At 68.0% G+C, this 23,285-nt stretch carries 20 protein-coding genes and 3 tRNA genes; 9 read left to right on the forward strand and 14 right to left on the reverse strand.

The annotated features are described in order from the left end of the window. Positions 1-48: 48 nt before the first annotated feature. Positions 49-1,092, forward strand: a complete 1,044-nt coding sequence (locus tag IEW85_RS01790) for a LacI family DNA-binding transcriptional regulator (protein WP_229658706.1) — start codon at positions 49-51, stop codon at positions 1,090-1,092. Here the strand turns inward: IEW85_RS01790 and IEW85_RS01795 are convergent. From IEW85_RS01795 to IEW85_RS01810, 4 genes are all read right to left on the reverse strand, one after another. Next, the gene (locus IEW85_RS01795; protein ID WP_188682295.1) at positions 1,052-2,416 is read right to left on the reverse strand and encodes a glycoside hydrolase family 32 protein; all 1,365 of its coding nucleotides are present in this window, start codon (positions 2,414-2,416) and stop codon (positions 1,052-1,054) included. The two genes, IEW85_RS01790 and IEW85_RS01795, sit on opposite strands and share 41 nt — an antisense overlap. A gap of 47 nt (positions 2,417-2,463) precedes the next feature. Beyond that, positions 2,464-3,243 carry a carbohydrate ABC transporter permease gene (locus IEW85_RS01800; RefSeq protein WP_188682296.1) on the reverse strand — a complete coding sequence of 260 codons (780 nt, stop codon included), beginning with the start codon at positions 3,241-3,243 and terminating at the stop codon, positions 2,464-2,466. Positions 3,244-3,444: 201 nt separating this feature from the next. Continuing rightward, positions 3,445-4,356: a carbohydrate ABC transporter permease gene (locus IEW85_RS01805; RefSeq protein WP_188682298.1), complete on the reverse strand. Its 912-nt coding sequence runs from the start codon at positions 4,354-4,356 to the stop codon at positions 3,445-3,447. Further along, positions 4,353-5,765, reverse strand: a complete 1,413-nt coding sequence (locus tag IEW85_RS01810; protein ID WP_188682300.1) for an extracellular solute-binding protein — start codon at positions 5,763-5,765, stop codon at positions 4,353-4,355. Before IEW85_RS01810 ends, IEW85_RS01805 begins: the two co-directional genes overlap by 4 nt. A gap of 210 nt (positions 5,766-5,975) precedes the next feature. On the opposite strand from IEW85_RS01810, the gene poxB reads away from it, so the two are divergent. Together poxB and IEW85_RS01820 are read left to right on the forward strand one after the other, a co-directional pair. After that, a complete protein-coding gene (gene poxB / locus IEW85_RS01815; RefSeq protein ID WP_188682302.1) occupies positions 5,976-7,691 on the forward strand; it encodes a ubiquinone-dependent pyruvate dehydrogenase in 1,716 nt (571 codons plus the stop codon). A gap of 59 nt (positions 7,692-7,750) precedes the next feature. Next, positions 7,751-8,446 (forward strand): TIGR03085 family metal-binding protein, encoded by a 696-nt coding sequence (locus tag IEW85_RS01820; RefSeq protein WP_188682304.1) that lies wholly within the window; start codon positions 7,751-7,753, stop codon positions 8,444-8,446. Positions 8,447-8,467: 21 nt separating this feature from the next. Here the strand turns inward: IEW85_RS01820 and IEW85_RS01825 are convergent, their stop codons facing one another. After that, positions 8,468-10,672 carry a RecQ family ATP-dependent DNA helicase gene (locus IEW85_RS01825; protein ID WP_373286535.1) on the reverse strand — a complete coding sequence of 735 codons (2,205 nt, stop codon included), beginning with the start codon at positions 10,670-10,672 and terminating at the stop codon, positions 8,468-8,470. Positions 10,673-10,811: 139 nt separating this feature from the next. On the opposite strand from IEW85_RS01825, the gene IEW85_RS01830 reads away from it, so the two are divergent. Further along, positions 10,812-11,615, forward strand: a complete 804-nt coding sequence (locus IEW85_RS01830) for an isocitrate lyase/PEP mutase family protein (protein ID WP_188682308.1) — start codon at positions 10,812-10,814, stop codon at positions 11,613-11,615. Between the two features lie 58 nt (positions 11,616-11,673). Here the strand turns inward: IEW85_RS01830 and IEW85_RS01835 are convergent. The 4 genes from IEW85_RS01835 to nadE all read right to left on the reverse strand — a co-directional run bounded on the left by IEW85_RS01835 (position 11,674) and on the right by nadE (position 12,958). Next, positions 11,674-11,749 (reverse strand) — tRNA-Phe (locus tag IEW85_RS01835). A 51-nt stretch (positions 11,750-11,800) separates the two neighbouring features. Continuing rightward, positions 11,801-11,874, reverse strand: a tRNA-Asp gene (locus tag IEW85_RS01840). A 95-nt stretch (positions 11,875-11,969) separates the two neighbouring features. Then, positions 11,970-12,042, reverse strand: a tRNA-Glu gene (locus IEW85_RS01845). Positions 12,043-12,130: 88 nt separating this feature from the next. Beyond that, a complete protein-coding gene (nadE, locus tag IEW85_RS01850) occupies positions 12,131-12,958 on the reverse strand; it encodes an NAD(+) synthase (RefSeq protein WP_188682310.1) in 828 nt (275 codons plus the stop codon). Positions 12,959-13,029: 71 nt separating this feature from the next. On the opposite strand from nadE, the gene IEW85_RS01855 reads away from it, so the two are divergent. Further along, a complete protein-coding gene (locus tag IEW85_RS01855; RefSeq protein WP_188682312.1) occupies positions 13,030-14,178 on the forward strand; it encodes an MFS transporter in 1,149 nt (382 codons plus the stop codon). 65 nt (positions 14,179-14,243) lie between these two features. Further along, positions 14,244-15,068, forward strand: coding sequence for a S1 family serine peptidase (locus IEW85_RS01860; protein ID WP_188682314.1), 825 nt, complete (start codon positions 14,244-14,246; stop codon positions 15,066-15,068). Positions 15,069-15,186: 118 nt separating this feature from the next. Here IEW85_RS01860 and IEW85_RS01865 read toward each other — a convergent pair whose 3' ends face one another. The 3 genes from IEW85_RS01865 to IEW85_RS01875 all read right to left on the reverse strand — a co-directional run bounded on the left by IEW85_RS01865 (position 15,187) and on the right by IEW85_RS01875 (position 17,777). Beyond that, positions 15,187-15,735, reverse strand: a complete 549-nt coding sequence (locus IEW85_RS01865) for a hypothetical protein (protein WP_229658707.1) — start codon at positions 15,733-15,735, stop codon at positions 15,187-15,189. Between the two features lie 127 nt (positions 15,736-15,862). After that, positions 15,863-16,555 (reverse strand): response regulator, encoded by a 693-nt coding sequence (locus IEW85_RS01870; RefSeq protein ID WP_188682319.1) that lies wholly within the window; start codon positions 16,553-16,555, stop codon positions 15,863-15,865. Then, a complete protein-coding gene (locus tag IEW85_RS01875; RefSeq protein WP_188682321.1) occupies positions 16,548-17,777 on the reverse strand; it encodes a sensor histidine kinase in 1,230 nt (409 codons plus the stop codon). Before IEW85_RS01875 ends, IEW85_RS01870 begins: the two co-directional genes overlap by 8 nt. A 127-nt stretch (positions 17,778-17,904) precedes the next feature. Between IEW85_RS01875 and IEW85_RS01880 the strand changes: the two genes are divergently transcribed. Continuing rightward, complete coding sequence (locus IEW85_RS01880) at positions 17,905-18,732, forward strand: GAP family protein (RefSeq protein ID WP_188682323.1); 828 nt, start codon at positions 17,905-17,907, stop codon at positions 18,730-18,732. Between the two features lie 112 nt (positions 18,733-18,844). Here IEW85_RS01880 and IEW85_RS01885 read toward each other — a convergent pair whose 3' ends face one another. Continuing rightward, positions 18,845-20,026, reverse strand: coding sequence for a MalY/PatB family protein (locus IEW85_RS01885; RefSeq protein WP_188682325.1), 1,182 nt, complete (start codon positions 20,024-20,026; stop codon positions 18,845-18,847). Positions 20,027-20,057: 31 nt separating this feature from the next. On the opposite strand from IEW85_RS01885, the gene IEW85_RS01890 reads away from it, so the two are divergent. After that, entirely contained in the window at positions 20,058-20,675 is a 618-nt protein-coding gene (locus tag IEW85_RS01890; protein ID WP_308420852.1) for a TrmH family RNA methyltransferase, read from the forward strand. 133 nt (positions 20,676-20,808) lie between these two features. Next, positions 20,809-22,302 (forward strand): sodium/proline symporter PutP, encoded by a 1,494-nt coding sequence (gene putP / locus IEW85_RS01895; protein WP_188682329.1) that lies wholly within the window; start codon positions 20,809-20,811, stop codon positions 22,300-22,302. Positions 22,303-22,433: 131 nt separating this feature from the next. Here the strand turns inward: putP and IEW85_RS01900 are convergent, their stop codons facing one another. Beyond that, a complete protein-coding gene (locus tag IEW85_RS01900) occupies positions 22,434-23,213 on the reverse strand; it encodes an alpha/beta fold hydrolase (RefSeq protein WP_188682330.1) in 780 nt (259 codons plus the stop codon). Positions 23,214-23,285: the final 72 nt, after the last annotated feature.

Genomic DNA, 23,285 nt, shown 5'->3' on the forward strand with positions numbered 1-23,285 from the left:
GTCCGACGGGTAGGGGCGGCACATCGAGATCGCACCAAGGAGGTACAGGTGGACAGCAGCTCCAGCAGCGGGCCTCCGCGTCGCCGGGTCAGCGCCCTCGACGTCGCGGGGCGGGCCGGGGTCTCGCGAAGTGCGGTGTCAATGGTCCTCAACGGACGTGCCGATGGCAATGTCTCGCCCGCCGCGCAGGAGAGGATCCGCAGAGCTGCGGCCGAGCTGCGCTACATGCCCCAGGGCCTGGGGCAGTCGCTGCGCTCCCGGACCACGCGAACAGTCGGCATCATCACTGATGAGATCGTGACCTCCCCCTTCGCAGGAGGGCTGATCAGCGGAGTCGGTGAGGTGGCCAGGCGACAGGGCTTCATGACCGTCGTCAATGACACGGAGGGAGACCGGGAACGGCTCCATGAGGCCTGCGAGCTGTTCTTCGCCCGGAGCGTCGACGCGCTCGTGCTCGCCACCGGTGGTCTGGTTCAGATGGAACCCCCGGAATCGGTGAGCGCATTCCCCACGGTGCTTGCCAACTGCTTCGACCCGGCTGGGCAGCTGCCCTCGGTCATCCCTGACGAGGTCGGCGGATCTGTTCAGGCGGTCGAACACCTGGTCGGGCTGGGTCACCGGGACATCGTCCTTCTCTCCGGAGCTGAGGAGTCGCCTGCCGTTCCGCTGCGTAGGGAAGGCTTCCTGCAGGCGGCGCGAGATGTCGGTGTGGCCGCCCGGACCCATCTCTGCGGTTGGGAGATCCATGACGGCTATCGGGCGGCCGCGGATCTCTTTGACTCAGGAGAGCAGCCGAGCGCCGTGATCGCCTCCAACGACCGCACCGCCGTGGGGGTGCTCCTGGCTGCTGCTCATCGGGGCCTTCGTGTGCCCGAGGACATCTCCGTGGTCGGCGTCGACGATCAGCCCCATGTGGCCAGCACCGTGGTCCCTGCTCTGACGACAGTCGCCCTGCCGCATCGCGAGATCGGTCTGCGAGCGATGGAGATCCTCCTGGAGCTGGTCGCGGGGGGAGCCGCTCCGGCGTCGGTGGAGCGGCTCCCCAGCACTCTCATCGAGCGTGCTTCGTCCGGCCCAGCCGCCACCAGGTGAGCGGCGCCGTCTCGGTCCGCAGGACCCATCGGGCATCGTCGGCGGGGTAGTGCCTCAGGGTCGTCGATGCTTCCGTGAGTGGGTAGACCTCGAGGATCGAACGGTCGATCACGATGCGGTGGGCTGGTCCGGAGTACACCAGCTCGTCGGATCCGTCACTGTGTCGCAGGACCAGCTCGACCTCGTCCTCGGTCAGCTCATCCGCTGAAGGGCTCTCGCCGATGACGATGTCTGACTCCGCGCCCACGGGTGCCTCGGTTCCGCTCTCATGACGCTGAGGCTCACCCTCACGCCAGCCCGCACACTCCGGCCGGGGCCGGGAGACGAGCTCTCCGCCGCGCAGCGACAGGTCCCTTGGCCAGGTCAGAAGCCCGGACCATCCGAGACTGTCGGAGACTTCTTGGGCGCGGCCTTCCCGCGCCCAGCCGATGAGCACGGGCCCCTCCTCGAGCGCGACCACCTGAGGAGCATAGAGGGAGTCGCCGTGGTCGACAGCCGTGGAGCCGCCCACTGCGATGTTCAGGCTCGCGTCAGCGGTTCCATCTGCGGCGGAGAGGTCGACGAGCAGAGCCCGGGTGCCTTCGAGCTGGGCCTCGCTCGGGTGATCCTCAGGCATCCGGTTCCACAGGCAGACCAGGAGCACCCACGTGCCCTCGGGGCCGATCTGAACGAGCTGAGGGCATTCCCAGATCGAGGCTTGAGCGTCCTCGGGCACGCCCTGCTGGCCGGAGGACAGCAGAACGCCGCGGTAGCTCCAGTTCCACAGGTCTTCGGCATCGTAGAGAAGGATCGCGGCCTGTCCGTCGGCGAGTCCGGCGCCCTGGATCGCCCATCGGCGGCCCGAATGCCGGAAGACGAAAGGGTCACGGACCGCGATGACGCGTTCGTCATCGGGCATTCCGGCCGCCACGTGGCGTTCCGGGCCCCACTGTCGGAGATCCTCGGACCCGCGGACCAATGTCACTGAGGAGCTGTGATCGTGGCGCTCCACTCCGCTGTACACCGCCACCGGGGCGGCGTCCTCGTCGAACGCCATGACGCCTGACCAGCAGCCGGCGCTGTCCGGAGCCCCTGGAGTGGGTGCCAACGCGATGGGCTCCTGTGTCCAGGTGACCAGATCGGAGGAGGAGAGGTGTCCCCAGTGGACATTCTCATGGCGCGCCGAGTCTGGGTTGTACTGGAAGAAGACGTGCCAGGTGTCACCGACCCGGCACACGCCGTTGGGATCGTTGAGCCAACCCAGGTCCGGTCTGGGGTGGGCGACCGGGAAGGAAAGGTCGTCCTGGGCAGGACGCGCAGAGGTGGTGGCGGGGTCGGTGGTCATCAGTTCCTTTCGGGTGGGTGCGGGTCAGCGGGATGTGGCTTCGGCAGTCATTTTCCGGCGCCGGCGGTCAGGCCCTCGCGCAGGTATCGCTGGCCGAAGAGGAAGACCACGAGGGCGGGGATCATGGAGATGATGACTCCGGCCAGCACGACGGAGATGCTGCCGGTTCCCAGGTGCCCCTGGAGGGAGACCAAGCCGAGCGGCAGCGTGAAGTTCTCCTCCGAGTTGGTGAGCACCAGTGGGCGGAAGAACTCGTTCCAGTGGTAGTTGAAGGCGAGGATTCCGACGATGGCCATACCTGGAGCAGAAAGCGGCAGATAGATGGAGAAGAACGTCCTCCACGGCCCGGCGCCGTCGATCTCGGCCGCTTCGGCGAAGTCAGTCGGCAGGCTCATGAAGTACTGACGCATCAGGAAGGTGCCGAAAGCGGTCGGGATCGCAGGGATGATCAGAGCCAGCAGCGTGTCTGAGAGGCCCATCCCACGGATCAGCATGAAGACCGGAACGATCGTCACCTGGACCGGCACCATCATGGTGGCCAGAACGAGGGCGAAGAGCAGGTTCGACCCCCGGAACCGCATGCGGGCGAAGACGTACCCCGCCATCGCTGCGGTGAGCATCTGCCCTGCTGCGATCAGGGCGGTCACCAGGGCGGAGTTCAGCACCAGGCGGGTGATGTCGATCTGGACGAACACCTCTCGATAGGCCGTCAGGTCGAAGCCCAGGGGGATGAAGTGAGGGGGCAGGTCGAACGCTTCCGACGGAGAGCGAAGCGAGGTGGAAAGAGTCCACATCACCGGGACGAGCACCGCCGCCGCTGCGACCATGGTGAAGAGGATCGCTGCTGTTCTGCCTGGTGAGGGCAGGCGACGTCGCCGCCGCGCCGGGCGCGATGGAGCGGGTGGGTTGTCTGCGCCTGATGGGCGGGTCTGCTGGGTTGTCACGTCGTGGGCTCCTTCTGGGTGAGCTGGGACGGTGCGGGGAGCGGGCGCCTTCTGCTCGAAGGCAGGGGCTTCTCGGAGGACGGCTCACTGGTAGAAGACCAGCCGTCGTGAGAGTCGGAACTGTCCCCAGGTGATGAGCATGATGATGAGCATCAGAACGAGACCTGTGGCCGAGGCCAGGCCGAATTCGAGCCGTTGGAAGGCCGCTTCGAAGACGACCATCACAGCTGAGCGGGTGGAGTCCCCGGGCCCGCCGCGGGTCAGCACGTAGGGCTGGTCGAAGACCTGAAGGGCGGTGATCATCGCCGTCACTGAGGCGACGAGCATGGAGGGCGAGATCAGCGGCAAGGTGATGTTGCGGAAATGCCTCCAGCCGCTGGCTCCGTCGATCTCGGCGGCCTCGTGCAGCTCCTTGGGGATGGAGGCGAGCCCGCCGATCAGGATGAGGAACGAGAAGCCGAAGTTCTGCCAGACGAAGACGAAGATCACCACGGCGGCCGCGCCCGTCTGGGTCGTCAGCCAGGGGACCGACGAGATGCCCACGAGGTTCAGCATCCAGTTCACGACGCCGAACTGCTCGTTGAACATGTACCGCATGAAGATCGAGACGCTGGCGGCGGAGAGCACCAGTGGGAAGAAGAACGTCGAGCGGAAGAACAGCCGCAGCCAGTTGGGCATCCGGGACTGGATCATGACGGCCAAGAACATCGCAAGAGCCAGCTGGAGCGTCACGGCGATGGCCACGAATCCGATGGTGTTGATGAAGGCCCGGCGGATGGTGGTGTCGGCACCCAGCGCGACGAAGTTGTCAACTCCGTTGAACGTGGGTGCACTGACCAGGTCCCATTCGAAGAAGGCGAGGACCAGCGAGCCGAGGATCGGCAGGATGGTGAAGATCCCCATGCCCACCAGAGTGGGTGCCAGGAGAAGGGCGATGAACCACCGGTGGGAGCGGCGGCGTGCTGGGGTGCCTGTGGGCTTGTCGGTGCTGATCATGCTGGGGACTCCATCGCAGCGGTGAGTTCACCATCGAGGCGATCCAGCGCGTCATGAAGCTGCGCCTGGCTGCCGCCCATCGCTGTGGCCACGTTGCGTGCCAAGGCATTCTCGATCTCTGCCTGCTGGGGCGGTGCCGGGATCGGCCCTGAGTCGGGAAATTCGTCGAGGGTGTCGTAGAAGACCTTCCAACGTTCCGGCCCGGTCTCGCGGTAGAACTCAGGAGTGGCCATCGAACGACGAGTCGGAGTGGTCTCCGGGCTGGGGAAGGCCAGTTCCATCCCCTCCTTGGAAGCTGTGAATTTGAGCCATTCCCAGGCCTGCTCCTTGCGTTCTGAGCTGCGCATCATGGCGTAGCCGGCGGATCCGAACTGGTGGCGCTGGCTCCGCCAGCGGGGGAAGTACTGGACGTCGAACCGGTCTTCGGCCATTCCGGCCTCGTGGAGCCCCTGTGCCCAGTAGCCCCCTGCCGGTGTGGCACCGATCCGGGAGGAGGCGAACAGGCCGACCAGCGCATTGCCGCCGCCCTCCTCAGGGCGCACGCTGAGCCCTTCCCGGACCCAGCGGTTGAGCATCTCGAAGGTCTCGCCCACAGCATCGGAGGATACGTTCGACGTCGTCCAGCGGTAGCCGCCCCGGCGCTCTGCCACCTGGTCGGCGGAGTAGAAGCGGTCCCACAGCCAGCTGCCTCCGTCGAACCGGTCTTCGCGGAGAATGGAGGTGTCGTTGGCATAGAGCCACGGCACGATGCCCCCGAAGAGCCGGTTGGTCCAGTAGTACGGGCTGAAGTCCGTGCCCTGGTGCTCCTTCATGGTCCGCAGCATCGATTCGAACTCCTCGACATCCCAATCCTCTGAGGGGAAATCCAGGTTCGAGGAGCGCAGGGTGTCCAGATTCAGATACATATTGGCCGCGTTGAAGTCCAGCGGCAGCGTATAGAGGCTGCCGTCGTACATGAAGGACTCGATGAGCGAGGGGTGGACATCCTCGAAGTAGTCGGCGACCTCAGTGTGGTCACCATCGACCCATCGGTCGAGCGGTTCGGCCATACGTTCGGCGAAGAGCTGGGCTCCCTCAGTGGCCACATAGGTCACATCAGGTGCGGTTCCGGCCGCCGTCATCGTCAGGATCTTGGTGAAGAAATCGCCCCAGTCCGCCGATTGGATCGCTTGGAGGCGGACGGGAATATCAGGGTGGGCCTCGGTGAAGGCGTCCACGAGGCTTTGGCGGGCGGCCGCGTCCTGGGCAGTTCCCTGGATAGCGATCCGCAGCACGTCCTCGTTGCGGCTGGGGATGTCGGTCCCGGTCAGTCGCGGCCAGGCCGCTCCGGTGAGGCCGACTGCCGTGAGTCCGCCCAGGCCGAGGAGGCCTCGGCGAGAGAGCCTCCGAAGATCTGTCGAGTGATTCATCACACCCTCCTAACACGTGTCAGGAACTGTAGCGTGATCTGCATCATATGGCAACACCGGGGCAGACGACCGACCTCGCCGCCGGGGTCCGGAGCCGGGTGAATCAGGTCATGGTCTCCGCCGCGCTGCGGTCATAGACTCAGTGACAGGTGGGCCGGGCGGTCCGAGATTCGGGTCGGCCGAGTCCTGCCGCAGAAAGGGGAACGTCCTATGCCGACTGTCGCACGCACAATGGTCGACACCTTGCACGCCAGCGGAGTCCAGCGGGTCTACGGGATCCCCGGAGACTCACTCAACGGCTTCACCGACGCCCTGCGCGCCTCCGGGACCATCGATTGGGTCCAGGTCCGGCATGAGGAGACCGCCGCCTTCGCCGCGAGCGCGGAGTCTCAGCTGACCGGCGAGCTCGCCGTCTGCGCGGGCAGCTGCGGTCCCGGCAACCTTCATCTGATCAACGGACTCTACGACGCTCAGCGCTCCCGCACCCCGGTGCTGGCCATCGCAGCCCACATCCCCAGCGAAGAGATCGGCTCGGGCTACTTCCAGGAGACCCACCCGCAGGAGCTCTTCCGTGAATGCAGCGTCTACGTCGAGCACGTCTCCCAGGCAGACCAGATGCCTCGTCTGATGCGCGTAGCCATGCGTGAGGCCATCGAGAAGCAGGGTGTGGCGGTGTTGGTGATCCCCGGCGACGTCGCGCTGCAGGAGATCAGTGCGGAGCCTGAGGCGATCCGCCCGACCGCCTCTGTGGTCACCCCGGCTGAAAGCGGCCTCGAGGCTGCGGCAGAGGCGCTCAACGGCTGCGAACGGGTCACCATCCTGGCCGGCGCCGGTGCGGCAGGCGCTCACGATGAGCTGCTGCAGATCGCCGAACGGCTCCAGGCTCCGATCGTCCACGCCCTGCGCGGCAAGGAACACGTCGCCTACGACAACCCCTACGACGTCGGCATGACCGGTCTGCTGGGCTTCTCCTCGGGCTACCACGCCATGGAGGCCGCCGAGACGCTGCTGGTCCTGGGATCCGACCTGCCCTACCAGCAGTTCTACCCGCAGGACGCCTCAGTGGTGCAGGTGGACCTGCGCGGGTCCCAGCTGGGCCGGCGCACCCCCGTCGACGTCGGGCTGGTCGGCGGGGTCAAGGAGACCATCGAGGCGCTGCTGCCGCGGCTGAAGGCTGACCGCAGCTCCAAGCACCTCGACACGATGACCAAGCACCATCGGCGCACCCGCAAGGACCTGGACTCGCTGGCGACCCCGTCCAAACGCACCATCCACCCGCAGTACCTGGCACGGCTGGTGGACCAGGCCGCCGCTGAGGACGCGGTGTTCATCCCCGACGTCGGCTCCCCGGTGGTCTGGGCCTCTCGGTACCTGACCATGAACGGCCGACGCCGGCTCATCGGCTCCTTCTCCCACGGTTCCATGGCCAATGCGCTCACTCAGTCGGTCGGCGCGGCAGCGGCCGACCCCTCCCGGCAGGTGGTCGCCCTGGCGGGCGACGGCGGACTGACCATGATGCTCGGTGAGCTGCTGACCCTGACCCAGGCGCAGCTGCCGGTGAAGACGGTGGTCTTCAACAACTCCTCGCTGAACTTCGTCGAGGTGGAGATGAAGGCCGCCGGCTTCGTGAACTTCGGCACCGGACTGACCAACCCGAGCTTCGCCGACATCGCGGAGTCCATGGGCATCCGCGGCATCCGAGTGGAGTCCTCGGAGGAGCTTCCCGGCGCCGTGGAGGAGCTCTTCGCCCATGAGGGGCCAGCCGTGCTGGACGTGGTCACCGAGCGGCAGGAGCTGTCCATGCCGCCGTCGGTCACCGCCGAGCAGGCCAAGGGCTTCACTCTCTACGCCATCCGCACGGTGCTCTCCGGCCGGGGTGACGAGCTGGTGGACCTGGCCCGCACCAATTGGCGTCAGCTGTTCTGAGCAGCCGCTGATCCGAGAGCCTTCCTGGCCAGGCCACCCCGACAGTGAGGACCCGACCGATGCCCCCTGCATCCACCGCCGCCACCGAGCGTCAGGCTCTCGTCAGAGCCCTGCGCGAGAAGGGCCCGATGGCCGACACCCTCTGTGAGGGTTGGACTGCCCACGACCTCGCAGTCCATGTGGTCGCCCGCGACTCCCATCCGCACCTGATCTTCGGCAGAGAGCTGCCGGTGGTGGGGTCCAGGGCTCAGAGACAGTACCGGAGCATCGAGCAGCTCAGCTTCGCCGAACTGGTGGACCGGATCGAGGCTGGGGTGCCGTCCTGGCATCCGGCCCGCAGCCGTGCCGTCGATGACGCGATGAATACCCTGGAGTTCTTCGTCCATACTGAGGATGTCCTGCGCGTCGATGAGTCGACGGCGAGCCCCGGGCCCGACGAAGAGCGCACAGGAGCCGACGGCGAAAACACAGGAGCCGCCGACGCTGCGGAGAGTTCATCCGCCCTGCAGCCGCACCGCCGCAGGTCCTCCCAGGGTCTCCAGCGGCGACTGTGGAAGCAGGCCTCCCGCACTCTGCTGATGGCTGCGGCCCGAAAGCAGGGCCGCCGCATCACCTACATCAGCCCAGGCTACGGCTCGGTGACCCACGGCGCTTCAAGCGACCCGTTGCTCATCCTCGAGGGCGCCCCCGGCGAGCTGGTGCTGTGGGCCTTCGGCCGGCAGAGCGTGGCCGACGTCGTGGTGCGCCGGCACTGAGCTGCGCGGTCCGGGGCGTCCTCAGCCGCGCAGGCCCAGGGCAAAGGGCAGCACCATCTCCGCCCCGGCTCCGCGCAGCTCCCGGGCGGTCACGGTGAGCGTCCAGCGGGAGATCACTTCGTCGTCCACCAGCAGCACGGCAGCGCCCTGGATCTGGGAGGACAGCTCAGCCGGCACCCTGAACCGGCCCATCAGGCCCGCCAGGCGGAAGGCGCTGTTGGACTCTGGAGAGCTCGACGGCCCGCCGTCGGCCGGTTCCAGGGAGCCGGCGTAGGGGAGCCGTCCCAGCTGGGCCACTCCGCGGGCCAGTGAGTCCACCAGCCGGGGATGCCGGCGCGAGGACACCGAGACCACCACATCCGGGCGGCGCGGCCAGTCCCATTCGGAGAGCAGCCGCGTCACCGCACTGGCTAGCTGATCAGGGACAGCGGTGTCCTCGCCCTGCAGCGTCTCCCGCACCAACGGCCCCCATCCCAGGTCGGACAGGCGAGCCAGCGCCCGGCCCTCCTCGGCCACCTCACCGGGACCCAGCCGCCCCTTCAGCGAGAGTCCCAGCGCGGCCAGGCCCGTGGGCCACTGCTTCCGCGGCGCGATCTCCACTCCCACCCTGTCCAGCGAGGCGCGCGCCCGGCTCACCGAGCCTTGATCCAACTCCTGTGGGTACCAGGGGCCTGAGCAGGTGTCGCAGCGGCCGCAGGCTGTCGCGGCGTCGTCGTCGAGGGTTCCGGCCAGGTAGGCCATCCGGCACTGACCTGGCTCCAGCCGCTCGTAGTCGAGCATCGCCTGCTGCTCGGCCCGGCGCAGGCGCAGGATGGTGTCATAGCGCTCGGCGTCGTACCGCCAGCCGCGGCCGGTGGCCGTCCATCCACCGCGCACCCGGTGCACCGCGCCGTCCACCTCTAGGACCTTCAGCAGCAGCTCCAAGGGCGAGCGGCGGATCTCCACCATCGTCTCCAGGCGAGCCGCTGAGAGCGGCTCCTCCGGATGCTCGGCCAGCGCGGCCAGCACGGCGTCGGCCCGCTGCTGAGTGGGCATGGAGGCCTGGGCGAAGTGCTCCCAGATCCGCACGTCCTCCTGGCCTGGGAGCAGCAGTACGTCCGCGCTGTCGACGGCGCGTCCGGCGCGTCCGATCTGCTGGTAGTAGGACACCGGCGACGACGGCGCCCCCAGGTGCACCACGAAGCCCAGATCCGGCTTGTCGAAGCCCATGCCCAGCGCCGAGGTGGCGATCAGCGCCTTGACGCGGTTCTCCTTCAATGCGGCCTCCAGCTGCTGGCGCTCATCCGGGTCGGTCTGCCCGGTGTAGGCGGCCACCTCATGGCCGTGCTCGCGCAGATGCCGGGTCAGGTCCTGGGCCTGGGAGACGGTGAGGGCATAGACGATCCCGCTGCCGGTCAGGGAGCTCAGGTGCTGGGTCAGCCAGGCGATCCGCTGCTCTGACTCAGGCAGGGTCAGCACCCCGAGCCGCAGCGAATTGCGGCTGAGGCTGCCACGCAGCACCATCACCTCCTTGCCGCTGGAGTCCTCGGGCGGGGCCAGCTGTGCGGCCACATCGTCGACCACGCGTGAGTTGGCCGTGGCCGTGGTGGCCAGCACCGGAACCTCAGCAGGCAGGCCGCGGACGATCTCACCGATCCGGCGGTAGTCGGGGCGGAAGTCGTGTCCCCAGTCGGAGATGCAGTGAGCCTCATCCACCACCAGCATGCCCAGGCGCTCCAGCAGCCCGGGCAGCACCTCATCACGGAAGCGGGGATTGGCCAGCCGCTCTGGAGAGATCAGCAGGACGTCCAGCTCATCGGCGGCCAGCGCCTCCACCACCGAGTCCCACTCATGGGCGTTGGCCGAGTTCACCGCCTGGGCGCGGACCCCGGCGCGTTCGGCGGCCGAGATCTGGTCCCGCATCAGCGCGATCAGCGGGGAGACGATCAGGCTCACCCCGCGGCCCCGACGGCGCAGCAGATGCGCGGCCAGGAAGTACACGGCCGATTTGCCCCACCCGGTCTTCTGGACCACCAGGACCCGGCGTCGTTGTTCCACCAAAGCGGAGATCGCCTCCAGCTGACCGGGACGGAAGTCTGCGTCCTGCCCGGTCAGCGCGGTGAGGCGCCCCCGGGCTTCGGCGTGGAATGCAGTGGAGACAGGCGGCGAGAAGGAAGAGGCAGAGGTGGCGCTCTGCTGCCGAGGATGATCCGGACCGGGCTGACGAGGAATCGGTGAGGAGGTCACGGCGTTCACTCTGCCACAGGGGTCTGACACAGTGTGTCGGTTCTCCACAGCGTTTTGGGGCGGATGAGCATCACCACCTGTCAGCCCTCGGCGCTGGATCGTCAGCGTCTCCGGATCACCCACAGGGAAAGGACCCTCCATGACATCTGCCGGCTCGACCCCCGTATTCGACGCCGCCGCTCTGCGCGCCCGTGCCGAGACTCTGCTGCAGCTCCATCACCGGGAGGAGCCGGTGGTGCTGCCCACTGCCTGGGACGTCTGGTCCGCGCGGCTCATCGCCGACGCCGGCTTCGGCGCGCTCACGGTGGGCAGCCACCCGCTCGCCGACTCTCTGGGTGCCGCCGACGGCGAAGATATGACCCTGGACCAGGCGCTGGAGGCGATCGCGCGCATCACCGCCGCCGTTGAGATCCCGGTCTCGGCCGACCTCGAGTCCGGATATGACACCGATCCTGCTGAGCTCGTGGAGAAGGCCCTGGCGGCCGGCGTCGTCGGCATCAACATCGAGGACACTGTCCACTCCCGCGGTCAGATGCGCGGCGGGCAGGAGCACGCGGACTACATCGCCGGAATCCGCCGGGCCGCCGATGCTGCCGGAGTCCACCTGGTGATCAACGGTCGTACCGACGTCTATAAGCATGCTGATGACTTCGCCGACCCGCTTGCCGAGACTCTGCACCGGCTGTCTCTGCTGGAACAGGCCGGCGCGGACAGCCTCTACCCGGTGGGCCTGCCCAGCGAGCAGGAGCTCTCCACCATCCTCGAACAGGTCAGCACGCCGCTGAACGTCACGGCTCACCCCGAGCGCGGTGCCATCCCAGAGGGCCTGACTCTGCCGCGGCTGGCCGAACTGGGCGTCAGCCGGATCAGCTTCGGGCCTCTGCTGCAGATGGCGCTCAGCGAGCAGGCTGCACAGCTGCTGGGCGGGTGGAACGAGCAGTGAACGGCTGAGACACGAATAAGGCCCCGTCCCTCCGAAGAGGAACGGGGCCTTACTGCTCTGGTGGCTCCGACCGGCGTCGATCCGGTGACCTTTCGATTTTCAGTCGAACGCTCTACCAACTGAGCTACAGAGCCATACTCGCCAGCATACATGCCGCGAGCTTGACGCCTCAGCTCTGGCGAGAGCGACCCTGACGGGACTTGAACCCGCGACCTCCGCCGTGACAGGGCGGCGCGCTAACCAACTGCGCCACAGGGCCTTATTCATCTGTTTGTGCCGTTCAGCACGAGGAGAAACTTTACCAGGCTTTCTCCTCCCTCCGCAAAATCGACCGAAACCGAACTCTGCGGAGAGTACCCCCAACGGGATTCGAACCCGTGCCGCCGCCGTGAAAGGGCGGTGTCCTAGGCCGCTAGACGATGGGGGCGCGAACCCTCGTGGGAACCTGTAAAAGTTTAGGGGCAACTCCCGGGGCCGCGCAACTTCAGCAGATCAGCCGCAGCTGAGCGTCCTGATCAGCTCTGCTTCCACCACTCATCCAGGATGGTCACCGGAACAGTGCGCTTATGGCGGGTGGACAGATACCGCTGCTCCAGCTTCTGCGCCTCATCCTCGGGGATCTCGCGACCCTCCAGATAGTCATCGATGTGGTCGTAGGTGATCCCCAGCTCGGTCTCATCCAGCTGACCTGGGTTCTCATCCAGCAGATCGGCGGTCGGGGCCTTGCTGTAGAGGGCCTCCGGCGCACCCAGATGCTTCAGGATCTGGCGGACCTGGCGCTTGTTCAGCGTGAACAGCGGCAGGATGTCTGCGCCGCCGTCGCCGTGCTTGGTGAAGAAGCCGGTGATCGACTCTGCGCCCTGGTCGGTGCCGACCACCAGGGCCTGCTGCTCGCCGGCCACCGCATACTGGGCGGTCATCCGCAGGCGAGCCTTCACATTGCCGCGGTGGTAGTCCTTCATCCCGCGGCCGAAGCTCTCGTGGAAGGCCACGTCCACGCCGGTCACAGCCTTCTCGATGTTGAAGGTGTGCGTGTGGTCCGGGCCGATGAACTCGAGGGCGCGGACGGCGTCGTCCTCATCCTTCTGGTTCCCGTGGGGCAGGCGCATGGCGTGGAAGGAGGCCTCCACGCCCTGTTCGCGCAGCTTCTCCGCGGCCAGCTGGCCCAGCCGACCCGCCAGGGAGGAGTCCACGCCTCCGGAGATCCCCAGCACGAAGCCCCGGGCACCCACCGACTGCAGATACTCCGCCAGGAAGTCGGTGCGTCGCCGCACCTCCTCCGCCGGGTCGATCTCCGGCTTCACGCCCATCTCTTCCAAGATCTCAGACTGTAGCTCGCGCATGCCTCGAGTCTACTCACGCAGGTGTTTCCTGGGAATGAAGATGTCCCTCTACGATAGGTCCGTGATCATCGGTGAGTGACCCCCAGGAACAGCCCTGGCAGAGCCCTGATATCAAGGGCCTGGCCCTGTTGCTGCTGGTCACCGCGCTGGCTTTCGGCAACTACGCCGGCCTGCTCTCCGTGGTGCCCATGTGGGCCTCTGCCGGCGGGGCCGCCAGCGTGGCCGTGGGCGCCACCACCGGCGTCATGATGGGCGCCACTGTGGCCGCGCAGATGGCCTCACCCTGGCTGTTCCGCATCCTGACCCTGCGCGGGATGATGATTCTCGGTGCCATCCTGCTGGGACTCCCGACGCCGCTCTACGTCCTCTCCGACGGCCTGCTCTGGATCCTGCTGATCACCGCAGTGCGCGGCATCGGATTCGCCATGATGGTGGTGGCCGGCGCCGCCCTGGTGGCCGAGCTGGCCGGCATGGGCAAACTCTCCACAGTGGCCGCGCTCTACGGCGCCGCGGCCGCGCTGCCCAATCTCGGCGCCCTCTCCGGCGGCGTCTGGGTGGCCCAGACCATCAGCTTCGAGGTGGTCTTCTGGGGCACCGGCATCGCCTGCCTGGGTGCGGCTGCCCTGAGCTTCCTGCTGCCGGCGGTGCGCACCGAGTTCTCGCTCAGCTCCCTGGCCGGGATGGGCCGGGTGCTGCCGCCGCTGATCCTCTTCCTCATCACTGCGGCCGCCTTCGGTGCGCTGACCACCTTTCTGCCGCTGGCAGGTCCCGACGCCGCCCAGGCCGCCGCGGCCCTGCTGGTCGCCTCCATCGCGCTGATCATGGGCCGGCTCGGCGCTGGATTCCTCGGACGTGCTGGCGCGGGGCGGCTTGTGGTGCTCTCTGCGCTGCTGGGTGGAATCGGTCTGGGACTGCTGGCCTTCTCCCTGGAGGGGCCGCTGCCGCTGCTGCTCATCGGGGCGGCTCTGGTGGGTGCCGGATTCGGGGCTGCGCAGAACGACTCCTTCGTGGTGACCGTGGAGCGGTTCGGTCCCGGAAAATCCGGTGCGGCCAGCACAGTCTGGAACGTGGCCTATGACGGTGGGTTCGGCGTCGGGGCGGTGGCACTGGGTGCTGTGATCGGGGCCGCAGGATACAGCGGCGCCTTCGCCGCGATGGCGGTGGCGGCGGTGATCATCGCCGCTGCGATGCCCGTGCTCACCCGTGGCCGCGGCGCGTAAACTTCAGCAGAAATCCTCCTCAGAGGGGTGCCGGAGAGGTGCTTCCCTCCCGTAGGGTCTGCTCTATGGCGAATAACACAACAGGACTCATCGGGACCATGACCATGAGCGCAGCGGCGGCCTCCGCGCTGCTTCTGACTGCGGTCGGTGCTCCGGCGGCCGCCTCCGCTCCCGTGGTGACACCCGCCTCCTCTGAGCAGGAGCGCATCATCGGCGGCGACGACGCAGCTCCAACGGATGCCCCCTATATGGCGGCGCTGAATGTTCCCGACGGCGCCACCGGCGCCGACCCGGACGGCCAGCCGGACAACTGGTGCGGCGGCGCCCTGATCAGCAGCACGGCCGTACTGACCGCGGCCCACTGTGTGGACGGCGTGGACGAGAACCTGTTCACGCTGAGCATCGGCAGCACGGACCGCACCGGAGGTGCCGAGGCCGGCGTCGAGGATGTCTGGATCCACCCGGAGTACTCCAACGCTGCCCATGACCACGACATCGCCGTGATCACCCTGGACCAGGCAGTGGATGCTCCCACGGTGGACCTGGCCGCGGCAGACCCGCAGCCCGGTCAGGACGCCACGGTCTACGGCTGGGGCGTGACCGAGACCGGCTACCCGGTGGATGACCTGCAGAAGGTCACAGTGCCCATCGTCAGCAGCGCGGACTGCACCGACTCCTACGGTCTGGCCTATGACTCCGACGTCATGATCTGCGCCGGCTTCCCCGAGGGCGGCCAGGACGCCTGCCAGGGCGACTCCGGCGGTCCGTTGGTGGTCGGCGACGAGGTGGTCGGCGTGGTCTCCTTCGGCAGCGGCTGCGCCGAGGCCGGCTACCCCGGCGTCTACGCTCGGGTGAGCAGCTACGTGGACGAGATCAACGCCCAGCTCTGAGGCAGGGCTGTCTGCCCCTCTGAGGACTTTGCTTGGCGCGCAGGTGTCGGAATAAGCCGATTTCGGGCCGCTTTCCGACACCTGCGCGACAACTGAACGGGTGTGGGGGTGTGGGGGCTCAGAAGTCCAGGTCCATGTCCCCGTCGAGCAGCCAGTTGTGCCGCAGCCGCAGAGCCCGTTCGAAGCTGGCCAGGGCGGCGGCCACGATCAGCGCCGTGTTGGCCCAGGCCGGCAGATGCAGCGGTGAGCTGAAGGTGCCCACCACATCGGCCACGTCCTCGATGCTGGTCAGCTCCTCCAGCAGCTGTGGGATCCCTAGCAGCAGTGCCACCACCAGCACCACCAGGGACACGAAGCCGATCATCCGGCTGGCCAGCGGATGCCGGGCGGCGAACCTGGCCCGGTAGCCCTCATTGGAGTCGGCGTCCGGAGTCAGCTGCCGCTCCGGGCTGCCGTCCTGGGGCACATAGTGCATCCGCTTGACCCCGAAGGTCGACGCCGCCACCTCGATATGCCCGCCCGGCACGGGGAAGGCGGCCGGCAGGGTGGACTCCGCCTCATGCCGCCCGTGACAGTACAGATGAACCTTCTCATCGAGATCGAAGTGGCTCAGGCTCACCGCATAGACCCGACGCCGGTCCTGAGGCTCCGCGGCGACTCCCTCCATCCGCAGATGGAACAAAGATCGGTGGGCCAGATGCCACCAGCGGAAGGGTCTGAGGTGATGCCCGTCGCCGGGCTTCACCTTGTTCTGCCGCCGTCGGCGCCTCCATCCTGCGAACATCCTTCTCCTCTCAGGCCAGGCCGTTCTCGCGGGCACAGATCGCCGCCTGCATGCGGCTGCTCAGGGCGAGCTTGCCCAGCAGGCTGGACACGTGGGTCTTGACTGTGGCGCGGCTGACGAAGAGCTCCGCGGCGATCTCCTCATTGGACAGTCCGCGCCCCAGCGCGGCCAGCACCTCCACCTCCCGTGGGGTCAGGACGGAGAGATCCGCCGACGCCGCACCGGCCGTCTGTGCTTCCGGCCTCGCCTTCTCGGCAGACCCCTTCTCCGGGGTCTCGGCGAAGGTGCGCAGCAGAGTGCGGGTCACCTCCGGGGCGAGGACACCGTCCCCGGCGGCCACGCGCCGGATGGCGTCGATGAGCAGGGCCGGCTCGGCAGACTTCAGCAGGAAGCCCGCGGCCCCCGCCCGCAGTGCGCCGAAGACCACCTCATCCAGATCGAAGGTGGTCAGCATGAGGACCTCGGCCGCGGCCTCGGCCACGACGGCTCGGGTGGCCTCGATCCCGTCGGTGCCCGGCATGCGGGCATCCATCAGGACCACATCGGGGCGCAGGGCGCGGACCTGTTGCAGGGCGGCGGCTCCGTCGGCGGCCTCGCCGATGACCTCGATGCCCTCAGCGGTCTCCAGCAGCAGCCGCAGTCCGGCCCGCACGCTGGAATGATCATCGGTGAGCAGCACGGTGATGGTCTCAGCCTCAGTCATGGAGCTCCTCCCACGGGGAACGCTGAAGCGGCAGAGTCGCCTCCACCAGCCAGGCTCCGGAGTCAGGGCCGCAGCGCAGTCGGCCTCCGGCCTGGCTCACCCGCTCCTGCATCGCCAGCAGACCGGTTCCGGTGCCGAGGGGCTCAGCGCCGTGGGTCCCTGCCGCGGGAGTCTCAGTCTCCGTATCCGGGTGCAGTCCTGAGATCACGCGAAGACGCAGGCTGCGGCGTCGGGACTGGATCTCTACGTAGGCGGAGGCGTCTCCGTGGCGCAGCGCATTGGCCAATGCCTCCTGGGTGACGCGCACGGCGACCTGCCGCGGAACCGGGGCGAGGTCGGAGGGAAGCTCTCCTCCAACCTCCACCCGGACGCCCTGGGTGCGGGCGCGGGACAGCATCCCCTCCCAGGTGAGGGAGGCCATGGGGCCCTCCTCGGTCTCCTCACCACGCAGCAGCCGCATCATCTCGCGCAGCTGGTCCAGAGTCTCCACGCTGGTGGTGCGGACCGTCTGCAGGGCCTGACGGTCCCTTACGGCGTCGGGCTCTGCGTTGAGCACGGCTCCGGAGGTCAGCGCCATGGCCGAGACCTGGGAGGAGATCCCGTCGTGGAGCTCGCGGGCCATGCGCCGGCGCTCAGAGTCCACCGCGGCGGTGCGCTCCTGGCGCTGGCGCTCCAGCAGGGCGGCGTGACGTTCGGCCTCCAGGGCTCGGCGGGCGTCGCGCTCCTGCCACAGCGGGTAGCCGCGGCGGACCTCCGAGGCCCACCAGAGCGGACCCAGCAGGACGCTGGCCAGGACCAGCACCATATGGAACAGACCCTCGGCATCCATGCCCACCAGCAGGCCCGCCGGAGCGCTCAGGAGGATCAGCCCCAGGAAGCTGCGGTGGGCGATCCGTACACTGCGCCGACTGCCGCGGATCCCCAGGGCATAGATGAGGTCGGCCAGGCAGAGCAGCAGCCCCAGGTTCACCCCGATCAGCAGGTGCAGGGCCACTGTGGTGAGACCGAGCACCAGGGCCAGCTCCACGTGGCTGCGGCGCAGCTGGACCACAGCGGCCATGAGAGCCAGCGGGATCAGATGCCACCACAGCTGCGGCTCCAGGCTGGGGGCCCGCAGCCAGACGGCATCACCCCAGACGTCGGCCCATCCGGCGGCCAGGACCAGCAGGGCAAGGGCCACGGAGGCGTTCTGCTGCAGCCGATCCCTGAACCTGTGGGCCATAGCAGTATTCGACCACACCCGTTCAGCCCCCGCCTCCCTCCGAAGGACGAGATCCCCGATCGGCAGAGCCCGGTTCTCGATCCTTCGGCCGATGTGCCCGGCCGTGGCTCACGGTCAGCATAGAGCTATGCTCAACCACTTCCTGTCCGCCGGGCCCTCACCGCTGGAGCCGCTGTTCGGGCTCTCCAGCCTCACCGAGGGGCTGGTTCCCGACGGCGCCCAGGGCGCCTGGAGCATCCTCGGGATCCTGGGCGTGCTCGCCCTGCTGGACTCCACCAGCTTCGGCACGCTGCTGATCCCGGTCTGGCTCCTCATGGCCCCGGGGCGGCTGCGCGGCGGCCGCATCCTGGGATATCTGGGCGTGGTGGCCGGGGCCTACGCGGCCATCGGCCTGATCCTGCTGGCCAGTCTGGTGCTGGTGGGCGACCACCTGATCGGCGCCCTCTCCGAGCTTTCCGCTCAGCCCGCATTCCTGCTGGGCCAGGCCGCACTGGGCGCCGGGCTGATCTGGTTCAGCTGCCGGCTGGACCCCTTCACGCAGGCGGGTAAGGAGAGGAAGCGGCGCCGAGAGGAGGCCCGCGGCACGGGCGGACGAGTCGCTCAGTTCCGTGAGCGGGCAGTGGGCGACGGTGCCCAGGGCGGAGCGGCTGCACTGCTGGGTCTGGCGCTGGCCGCCGTCGGGCTGGAGATCGCCACGCTGCTGCCGTATCTGGCCGGCATCGCGGTGGTTGCCGCAGAAACGCCCGAGGCGCCCATGGGTCCGGCGATGATCCTCTTCTACTGCATGGTGATGATCACGCCTGCGCTGGTGCTGCTGGTCCTGCGCCTCACCGCGCATCGCGTCCTGGAGCGGCCGCTGAAGAAGCTGGAGGGCTTTCTGAGCCGCCACGCCAACGGCACGGTGGCCCTCATCCTCTTCCTGCTCGGCCTGTGGCTGGTCCTGGGCGCCGCCTGAGGGCTCTGCTCGGCGCGCAGGTGTCGGAACAAGCAGATTTCGGGGCTCTTTCCGACACCTGCGCGCCCACTGAACGGGTGTGGGGGAGGGACGTGCCGCGTGGCACGGGTTTCTAGCGGTGCAGCGCCGCGCCCATCCGCTCCACAGCTTGGGTGAGGGTCTGCTGGGAGGCGGCGAAGTTGATTCGGGCGTGGCGCTCGCCGCCCTCGCCGAAGGGATGCCCGGCGGTCAGCGCCACCTTGGCTTCCTTCAGCAGGAACTTGGCCGGGCCTCTGATCGGGGACTCGATGCCGCCCTCGGCCACGTCATCGGCGAAGCCGTAGGCGCTGAAGTCCATCCACGCCAGATATGTGCCCTCCGGGGTGATCCACTCCAGCTCCGGCAGGTGCTCGTCGATCAGCTCACCCAGCAGCCGGCGGTTGGAATCCAATCCGGCCAGCAGGGCATCCAGCCATTCGCCGCCCTCGCGGTAGGCCGCGGTCTGGGCCATCACGCCGAAGTGGCTGGGGCCCTGGGCGGCCTCGTGGGGCAGCTCGCTCAGCTCGGAGATCACGTCCTCTCCGGCCACAAGCAGGCCTGCCTTGGTGCCCGCCAGGTTCCAAGCCTTCGACGCCGACATCACCGAGTAGCCGCGCGGATCCACCGAGAGGTAGGGGACGAATTCGCCGTCGTAGACCAGCGGAGCGTGGATCTCGTCGGCCACCACGCGGATACCGTACTTCTCGGCCAGCTGGGCCACCTGCTCCAGCTCCTCGCGGGTGTGCACTGCGCCGGTGGGGTTATGCGGATTGCACAGCAGGAAGGCAGCGCTGCCGCCCAGGGTGCGCAGGTTGAAGGACTCCTCCAGCGCCTCCAGGTCCAGCCGGCCGTCGCCGCCCAACGGGGCCTCCACCACGCGCAGCCCGGCGCTGCGCGGATAGTTGAAGAACGGGGGATACACCGGGGAGTTCACGATCACGGTGTCGGCCAGATAGGTGACCAGCTTCAGCGCCTCCACCACACCGATCATCACATCGCGCACCGGGCGGATCTGTTTCATCTCCGGCTTCCAGTCCCAGCGGGCCGCGGCGAACTCAGACAGCGACGCCGAGAACTCGCCGGAGAAGGGATAGCCGGTGTCGCCCAGCTCCACGGCACGGTGCAGGGCCTGTGCCACCGGCTCGGCCAGCGGCACATCCTGCTCGGCCACCCACAGCGGCAGGACATCGTCTCCGAACGCCCGCCACTTCGCCGAGCGGCGCTGCCGGAGCTCATCGAGGGAGAACTGTTCCAAGGGGTTGGGGAGCTGGCTCATGCCCCGAGCCTACTCAGATACGCTCGTCGGTGTGACAGATGAAGAACCGCGTGAGGTCGGCGTCGGCCCCTGGGAGGGGCCCTGGCCGGAGGGCGACCATTGGGATCCGGAGCTGCTGCGAGAGGGCGACCGGCGCAATGTGGTGGACGAGTACCGGTACTGGAGCCGCGAGGCGATCGTGGCTGACCTCGACCGTCGCCGCCACGGCTTCCATGTGGCCATCGAGAACTGGCAGCACGACTTCAACATCGGCACAGTGGTCCGCACCGCCAACGCCTTCCTCGCCGCCGAAGTCCACATCATCGGCAAGAAGCGCTGGAACCGCCGCGGCGCCATGGTCACCGACCGCTACCAGCATGTCCGGCACCACCCGACGGTGGAGGACTTCGTCCAGTGGGCCCAGCAGGAGGGGCTGCCGGTGATCGGCGTCGACCTCTTCCCGGAATCGGTGCCGCTGGATACCTATGAGCTGCCCGAGCGCTGTGTGCTGGTCTTCGGGCAGGAGGGTCCCGGGCTCAGCGAGGAGATCCGGCAGGTCTCCCGGGACACGCTCTCCATCGCCCAGTTCGGTTCCACGCGGTCCATCAACGCGGGCGTGGCCGCGGGGGTGGCCATGCACGCCTGGGTGCGGCAGCACCGCTTCGGCTGAGCGCCCGGTGCTGAGCTGCTGGTCCCTGAGCAGTCGGCCGCCGGCCGTTGGACGGGACCAGGGGAGTTGAGAGGTTTAGGAAACTCTGGAGTAATGTGGTGCCGCTCACCGCTCGACGTCTCCAGGAGTTCGTTTGTCTGACCAGGCCTACCTCATCGCCGCGCTGATCCTGTACTTCGCGGCGATGGTCGCCATCGGGATCTACGCCTACCGGCACACCACCGACCACGAGGGATACCTGCTGGCCGGGCGCCGGCTGCCCTCCTGGGCCGCGGCGCTGAGCGCCGGCGCCTCGGACATGTCCGGCTGGCTCATGATGGGCCTGCCCGGCGCCATCTACCTGGCCGGCCTGATCGAGGCCTGGATCGCCGTCGGGCTCACCATCGGCGCCTATCTGAACTGGAAGATCGTGGCGCCGCGGCTGCGCTCCTACACCGAGGTGGCCAAGAACTCGATCACCATCCCCAGCTTCTTCGAGAACCGTCTGCATGACCGCAGCCGCCTGCTGCGGATCGCCTCCGGCGTGATCGTGCTGGTGTTCTTCACCTTCTACGTGGCCTCCATGATGGTGGCCGGCGGTGAGTTCTTCCGGCTGGCCTTCGAGACCCCATACCTGACCGGCATGTACATCGTCGCCGGCGTCACCCTGCTCTACACGCTGTTGGGCGGCTTCCTGGGCGCCTCGCTGACCGATGTGGTCCAGGGGACCATGATGCTCTTCGCCCTGCTCATCGTGCCGGTGATCGCCCTGTTCTCCCTGGGCGGCGTAGGCGAGGCCGTCTCCGTGATCGAGGATGTGGATCCCTCGCGGCTTTCGCTGATCGGTGGCGAGGCGCTGACCGCGGCCACTGTGGTCGGCGTCGTCTCCGCCCTGGCCTGGGGCCTGGGCTACTTCGGTCAACCCCACGTGATCGTCCGGTTCATGGCGTTGCGCAACCCCTCCGACGCCAAGGCCGCGCGGCGGATCGGCATCGGTTGGATGGCGCTGTCCCTGCTGGGCGCTGTGGCGGCGGGTCTGGTGGGCGTGGCCTACTTCAACGACACCGACCACAGCCTGGACAACTCTGAGCATGTGGTCCTCGCACTGTCCCAGATCCTGTTGCACCCGCTGATCGTGGGCCTGGTCTTCGCCGCCGTGCTGGCCTCCATCATGAGCACGGTCTCCAGCCAGCTGATCGTGAGCTCCTCGGCCTTCGTGGAGGACATCTACCAGGTCCTGGGCCGGAAGACCTCGCCGCGGCGTCTGCTGCTGATGGGCCGGGTCTGCGTGCTGCTGGTGGCCGTGGTGGGTGTGCTGCTGGCCATGGACCCCGGCGGGACGATCCTGGAGCTGGTGGCCTTCGCCTGGGCCGGATTCGGCGCCTCCTTCGGCCCGGCCATCCTGCTCTCCCTGTTCTGGCGCCGGCTGAGCGCCTGGGGAGCCCTGGCCGGCATGGTGGCCGGCGCCGCCACCGTGTTCCTGTGGTCGGCCTTCGGCCCGGAGGTCTTCGGAGCCGAGCTCTACGAGATCATCCCCGGCTTCGCGGCCAATGTCCTGGTCGCCGTCGTGGTCAGCCGGCTGACCTTCCGCGAGGATGCTGAGCTGGAGCGTGAGTTCGACCTGGCGGTGGAGCAGGCCAAGTCCTGACCCACCCTCGTTTTACCAACCAGAATTCGTTTTACCCCTGCAGATCCGGGCAGGTAAAGCGAAAAATGCTTGGTAAAACGAGGGTTGGGTCGAAGGCGGGGCTGAGGGTACGACGCCGGCGAGTGCGGTCGTCAGCCGGTCTGCCGGTCCCGTAGGCGGTTCAGGATGATCTCGGCCGCCGGCTGGGACGTGCGGATCACGGCCTCATGGCCGCGGTCGGGGATCTCCTCCATGCGTCCCTGGGGCAGCAGGTCGGTGATCTGCTGGGTCCACGGGCGCGGGCAGACCCGGTCCTTCTCCCCGCGCAGGACCATCACATCGGCCTGGATATGCGGCAGCGACTCCTCGATCCGGTGATCGAGCATCTGGCGCATCTTCTTGAAGAACCAGCGAGGCCCCGCCTTGGCGTACTGCGCAGTTCCCAGCGCCAGGACCTTGGGGCTCTCCCCGGCCAGGTCCTGGACCATCCGCAGGGCCTGCCGAGCCGCAGTGCGCTCGGCCTGGTTCACCGCCGGGGCGATCAGCACGCCGGTGCTGCTGAGTTCCGGGTGCCGGGCGTGGATCTCCGCGACCACCTGGCCGCCCATCGAGTGCCCCACCAGGACCGGATCCTGCAGCTGCTGCTCACAGATGAAGGCGGCCATGAAGTCCCCGGTCTCCGGGATGCTCAGTGGGGTCTGCGGCTCCGGGGAGTCGCCGAACCCCGGCAGATCCACCGAATACACGGTCCCGTGGGCGGAGAGCTCAGCGGCCAGCTCCGCATAGACCGCGCGGCCCATCCCGATCCCGTGCACCAGCAGGAACGGCCGTCCGCCCCGGCTGGGCGCCGGCGCATCCGCCGCGCGGGCATGCCGGTGGTAGGCCATGGTCCGGCCCTGATGCGTGAAGTGCTCGGTGACCCCCTCATCCATGAGCACCACAGTATCGGGCGGCAGGCCCGACGCCGGCGCGGCACCGCCGCTTCACAGGCTCAGCAGCTGCAC

The sequence above is a fragment of the Nesterenkonia cremea genome (genome assembly GCF_014642675.1).
Lineage (GTDB): Bacteria > Actinomycetota > Actinomycetes > Actinomycetales > Micrococcaceae > Nesterenkonia > Nesterenkonia cremea.